The 5,204-nt window shown below is 67.5% G+C and carries 6 protein-coding genes; 1 reads left to right on the top strand and 5 read right to left on the bottom strand.

Translation table 11 applies throughout. The features are described from left to right. Nucleotides 1-121: 121 nt before the first annotated feature. Nucleotides 122-766 (top strand): hypothetical protein, encoded by a 645-nt coding sequence (locus I9P22_RS22950; RefSeq protein WP_199262429.1) that lies wholly within the window; start codon nucleotides 122-124, stop codon nucleotides 764-766. Nucleotides 767-781: 15 nt separating this feature from the next. On the opposite strand, the gene I9P22_RS22945 is transcribed toward I9P22_RS22950, so the two are convergent. The 5 genes from I9P22_RS22945 to I9P22_RS22925 form a co-directional block, all read right to left on the bottom strand. Continuing rightward, a complete protein-coding gene (locus I9P22_RS22945; protein WP_199262426.1) occupies nucleotides 782-1,105 on the bottom strand; it encodes a 2Fe-2S iron-sulfur cluster-binding protein in 324 nt (107 codons plus the stop codon). A 167-nt stretch (nucleotides 1,106-1,272) separates the two neighbouring features. Continuing rightward, a complete protein-coding gene (locus tag I9P22_RS22940) occupies nucleotides 1,273-2,481 on the bottom strand; it encodes a beta-ketoacyl-[acyl-carrier-protein] synthase family protein (protein WP_199262431.1) in 1,209 nt (402 codons plus the stop codon). A 137-nt stretch (nucleotides 2,482-2,618) separates the two neighbouring features. Continuing rightward, complete coding sequence (locus I9P22_RS22935; protein WP_199262423.1) at nucleotides 2,619-2,879, bottom strand: acyl carrier protein; 261 nt, start codon at nucleotides 2,877-2,879, stop codon at nucleotides 2,619-2,621. 48 nt (nucleotides 2,880-2,927) lie between these two features. Next, entirely contained in the window at nucleotides 2,928-4,022 is a 1,095-nt protein-coding gene (gene lpxD, locus I9P22_RS22930; protein WP_199262421.1) for a UDP-3-O-(3-hydroxymyristoyl)glucosamine N-acyltransferase, read from the bottom strand. Nucleotides 4,023-4,065: 43 nt separating this feature from the next. Then, nucleotides 4,066-5,204: L,D-transpeptidase family protein (locus tag I9P22_RS22925; protein WP_199262419.1), on the bottom strand; the 1,139-nt coding region annotated here is incomplete at its 5' end.

Genomic DNA, 5,204 nt, shown 5'->3' with positions numbered 1-5,204 from the left:
CCCCTCGCAGCCTTCAACACCATGTTTTATATAGGAAATATAATGGTCAGGACAGCGAAATCAGCGCCTTACTTGGGAAATGTGGGTTAGGATCGTTCCGAGACCTATGCAGGAGCGGCTGATGGAAAGCCGGGGGAATCTCTATCAAAGGCTGATCTTCGCCGCCCAGGAATACCTGGGCCGGCATGGCCGGCTGCCGGCCGACCTGGCGGAATTCGCGGCATTCGCCGAAATCGACGAGGACGAGCTTCGCGAGATCTTCCATTCGCCCGAAGATCTGCGCGAAGGCGTGATCTATCACGGCGTCACCCTGCTCAACGACGCGCTGCGCGAGGGCGCGGTTTCCTCGACCACCAGCGATCCGATTGTGCAACTGCGCGCCATCGCGCACAGCTATCTGGGCTGGGCGGACAGCAACCCGGCGCTGTTCCGGCTTCTGGTCACCGCCCTGAACGGGCCGATCCGGCCCGACAGCACCCTGCATCGCTATACCAGCTCGATGCGCGACCTCTATCACCGCAAGCTGGCCGAGGCGCAGCGCATCGGCATCCTGGCCGAGGACACCGATATCGAGCTGGCGACGATGATGCTGCATTGCCTGGTCAAGGGCGGCAACATGATCTTCCTGACCCGCGCCACCGATCCCTGGTTCGCCGAGGACGACCGCTCGACCGTGGACCTGGCCGAGAAGATCTTCGGCATGTTCATGGACAACCTGGTGCAGGCGAATGCCCCGGACCGGGGCAAGGCCCGGCAGAGCGCCTGACCCGGATCCGCCGCCTCAGATCTGCCGCTCGGGCAGGTTCACCACCAGCCCGTCCAGTTCCGGAGTCACCTTGATCTGGCAGGTCAGGCGCGAGCGTTCGGGATCGGGCTGCCAGGCGAAATCCAGCATGTCCTCTTCCATCGGGTCCTTGGCCGGCAGGCGGTCCACCCATTCCGGCGCCACATAGACATGGCAGGTCGAACAGGCGCAGGCGCCGCCGCAATCCGCGTCGATGCCGGGAACGCCATTGTCGCGCGCGCCCTCCATCACCGTCATGCCGGGCTTGACCTCGATCTCGTGGACGGTGCCGTTATGCTCGATATAGGTAATCTTCGCCATGGGTGCCTTCCTTCCTTGCCTCGCAGATAGGCCATCCGGGAGGGGCTGAAAACCCCCCGTCCCCGGCTGCCCCCCGTCTTTTCCGTTGCCCAAATACCCCGGGGGTGAGGCGCGGCACGCGCCGAGGGGGCAGCGCCCCCTCCCCCCTTTCTGCCATGGCCCGCTGATCAGGCCTTGCGCAGCGCGATCACCGCGTTCAGCCCACCGAAGGCGAAGGCATTCGACAGCACCGCCTCCACCCTGGCCTCGCGCGCCTCGTTCGGCACCACGTCCAGCGCGCATTCCGGGTCGGGCTCCTCATAGCCGATGGTCGGCGCGATCACGCCCTCGCGCAGCGCCATGATGCAGGCCAGCAGCTCGACCGCGCCGGTACCGCCGATCAGGTGCCCGTGCATGGATTTGGTGGACGAAATCATCAGCCGGTCGGCATGGTGGCCGAAGGCATGCGCCACGGCCGCGCATTCGGTCTTGTCGTTCGCCGCCGTGCCGGTGCCATGGGCGTTGATATAGCCGACCTCCTCGGGGCGCATATGCGCGTCCTGCATGGCGCCGGTGATCGCCCGCTCGGCGCCGATGGCCGAGGGCATGACGATGTCCTGCGCATCGGCGCACATGGAAAAGCCCACCACCTCGGCCAGGATGTCGGCGCCGCGCGCCACCGCGTGTTCCCAGTCCTCGAAGACGAAGACCCCGGCGCCCTCGCCCTGCACCATGCCGTTGCGGGTGGCCGAGAACGGCCGGCAGGCGTCCTTGGACATGACGCGCAGCCCTTCCCAGGCCTTGACGCCGCCGAAGCAGAGCATCGCCTCGGAGCCGCCGGTCAGCATCACCGTCGCCGCGCCCGAGCGCACCATGTTGAAGGCCAGCCCCATGGCGTGATTGGAACTGGCGCAGGCGGTGGCCACGGTAAAGCTGGGCCCCAGCAGCCCGTATTCCATGCTGACATGCGAACAGGCGGCATTGTTCATCAGCTTTGGCACCACGAAGGGATGGACGCGGTTCTTCCCCTCCTCGTAGACGGTGCGGTAATTCTCGTCCCAGGTGTTCATGCCGCCGGCGGCAGTGCCCAGCACCACGCCCGAGCGCAGGCCCAGCTCGCCCTCGAAGATCAGGCCGGATTGCTCGACCGCCTCGCGCGCCGCCAGCAGCGTGAACTGGGTGAACTTGTCATAGAGGACGATCTGCTGGCGGTTGAAATAGGTCTCCGGCTCCCAGTCGCGCACCTGGCCGCCGATACGGATGGCCAGCCGGTCCACGTCGCGGAAATCCAGCGGGCCGATGCCGCAGCGCCCCTCGCGCATCGCCGCGAAGGTCGAAGGCACGTCGCGCCCCAGCGCGTTGATGGTGCCCATGCCGGTGATGGCGACGCGGCGCATGCCATTGGCCTGGCGTCCCATGATCACCCGGCCCAGCACGGTGCGGGCGATCTTGGTCGCCGATTTCACCTTGCCCTTGACCTTGCCGGGCTTGCGCTCCGATTTGGGCGGCTTCTCGCCCTTGGCCTTCTTGGCGTTCATGCCTTTTCAGCGACCAGTTTCTCGACCGCTGCGATGATGCTGCCGAGGCTCGAGATGTCGAACTCCGATTTCTCGGGCTCGTTGGCGTTGAAGGGCACCGAGATGTCGAAGGCCTCCTCGAGCGCGAAGATCGACTCGACCAGGCCCAGGCTGTCGATGCCGATCTCCTGCGGCGACATGTCGAGCTTCAGTTCCGAAGGATCCAGCATCGCCTGTTCGGCGATGATCTGGATGATGCGGTCGCGGACTTCTGTCATCTCGGCCTCCGTTATGCCCCGTCACGGGCGATCCCGTCCCGGGAAATGCTATTCCCGGGCGTCCTTGTCGAGCAGTTTCTTAACCGTTTCGCGAAGTTCGGCCACCTGCGCATAAAGCCGCGGCAGGCGGCGGATGTTCTTCTGCGCCTCGACATGCGTCTCCATCTTCACCGCCGGACTGCCCAGCAGCACCCGGCCGGCGGGCGCGTTGGTGAAGATCTTGGTGGCGCCGCCGGCGATCACGTCGTCGCCGACGAAGATGTTGTCCGAGACCCCGACCTGCCCGCCCAGCACCACCCGGTTGCCGATCCGGGCCGAGCCGGCGATGCCGACCAGGCCGCAGAGCAGGCAATCCTCGCCCACCACGCAATTGTGGCCGATCTGCACGAGGTTGTCGATCTTGGTGCCGCGGCCGATGCGGGTGGCGCGGATGGTGCCGCGGTCGATGGTGGCATTGGCCCCGACCTCGACATCGTCGCCGATCTCGACGCCGCCCAGCGAATGGATGCGGGTCCAGTGCTGCTGGCGGATCTCGGCGCGCTCGCCCAGGGTCTCGCGGATTTCCTCGACGCCGGATTTCTCGGGCGTGACGAAGGAGAAGCCGTCGCCGCCGATGGATACGCCGGGATTGAGGATCACCCGGTCGCCGAGGGTCACGCCATGGGCGATGCGCACGCCGGGATGGATCAGCACGTCGCACCCGATCACGGTTCCGGCGCCAATCGAGACATGCGCGGCGATGCGCGCCCCCGCGCCGATGCGCACCCCTGCCCCGATCACAGCGAAGGGGCCGATGGCCGCGTCCGGGGCGATCTCGGCGCTCGGGTCGATGACGGCGCTCGGATGGATGCCCGGCGCAATGCCCGGACCGGGATCGAAGGCGCGGGTCAGCCCGGCCATGGCCAGCCGCGGCCGGGCGACCAGAATGGCGGCGCGAAGCCCCAGCGCCTCGGGATCGCTGCCATCCGCCAGCAGCGCCATGCCGCCGGGCGCCAGCTTTTCGGCATAGGCGGCCGAGGTCGCCAGCGCGATCTGGCCCGGCCCTGCCTGCCCGGCCTCGGCCGCGCCGGTGACGGCCAGGCTGCCGTCGCCCCAGAGACGGGCGTCCAGCGCCCGGGCCAGTTCGGCGATGGTCAATGTCATGCGGCTTCCCCCTGGCGTTCGGCCCTTATCGTCCGGGGTTCATCTATTCATCCGCGGCGGCGGAATCCAGCCCGGCCCCGATTCCGGCCTTCACCAGCGCCGCATGCACCAGCGCATCGCGGCCATAGATGTCGGGGAAGCGGTGGATTTTCCCGGTCTCGTCCGGGAAGGCGGTGAAATAGACCAGGTGCACCGGCACCGGCGGGCGCAGGTTCAGATAGGTCTCGCGCCCGGATTTCAGCGCCTTGGAGAAGATCGCCTCCGGATTCGCGACCTGCGGGCGCAGCAGCTCATGCGCCAGGTCGACGGGCCGGCCGATGCGGATGCAGCCATGCGAATAGGCGCGGCTGGACTGGTTGAACAGATGCTTGGTCGGGGTGTCGTGCAGATAGATGTTCCAGGGGTTCGGGAACATGAACTTCACCACCCCCAGCGCATTGTCATCGCTGGGCTTCTGCCGCATGCGATAGGGAAAGCTCGCGGCGCTGTAGCGGCGAAAGTCGATGCGGTCGCGCGGGATGACGTTGCCGGCCCCGTCCACCACGTCCAGATGCGCGACCGCGTAGCGATTGGCCTGCAGCCGCGGCAGGTATTCCTTGACGGTGATCGAGCGCGGCACGTTCCAGCGCGGATTGACCACCAGGTATTTCATCGTCTCGCTGAATTCCGGCGTCTCGAATTCGCGGTTGGCCTTGCCGATGACCGCGCGGGTCTCGAAGATCTCGCGGCCGTCCTCGAAGATGCGGGCATTGTATTCGGGCAGGTTCACCCAGACATGACGGGCGTTCAGGTCGTGGCCGGCCATCCAGCGCATCCGCTCCAGCGCCACCAGGATCGCCTCGGCCTCGGGGCCGGTGCCGCGATTCAGCCGTGCCACGGTGCGCGGCCCGGCCACGCCGTCGGCAGGCAGGCCCGCCGCCTGCTGATAGGCCGCCACCGCCTGCGCCAGCGGCGCGTCGAAGCTGGCCGGGCTGCCCAGAGGCGGCGCGGCGAAGCCGATCGAGGACAGCCGCACCCGCAGCATCGCCACGGCGGAATCGCTCATCCCCTCGCGCCACAGCCCCTCGGGCACCAACGGCACCCCGGGCGGCGCGGCCAGCCGGGATTGCCGGGCAAGCGCGTCGCGCAACGCCCGGTAGCGCGGATCGCGCGGCGGCAGCGCCGCCAGCACCGCGCCCGGAT

Origin of the sequence: Paracoccus binzhouensis (genome assembly GCF_016446475.1) — a bacterium.
In the GTDB taxonomy this organism is placed as follows: Bacteria; Pseudomonadota; Alphaproteobacteria; order Rhodobacterales; family Rhodobacteraceae; genus Paracoccus; species Paracoccus binzhouensis.
This window is presented reverse-complemented; position numbering and strand designations above follow the sequence as displayed.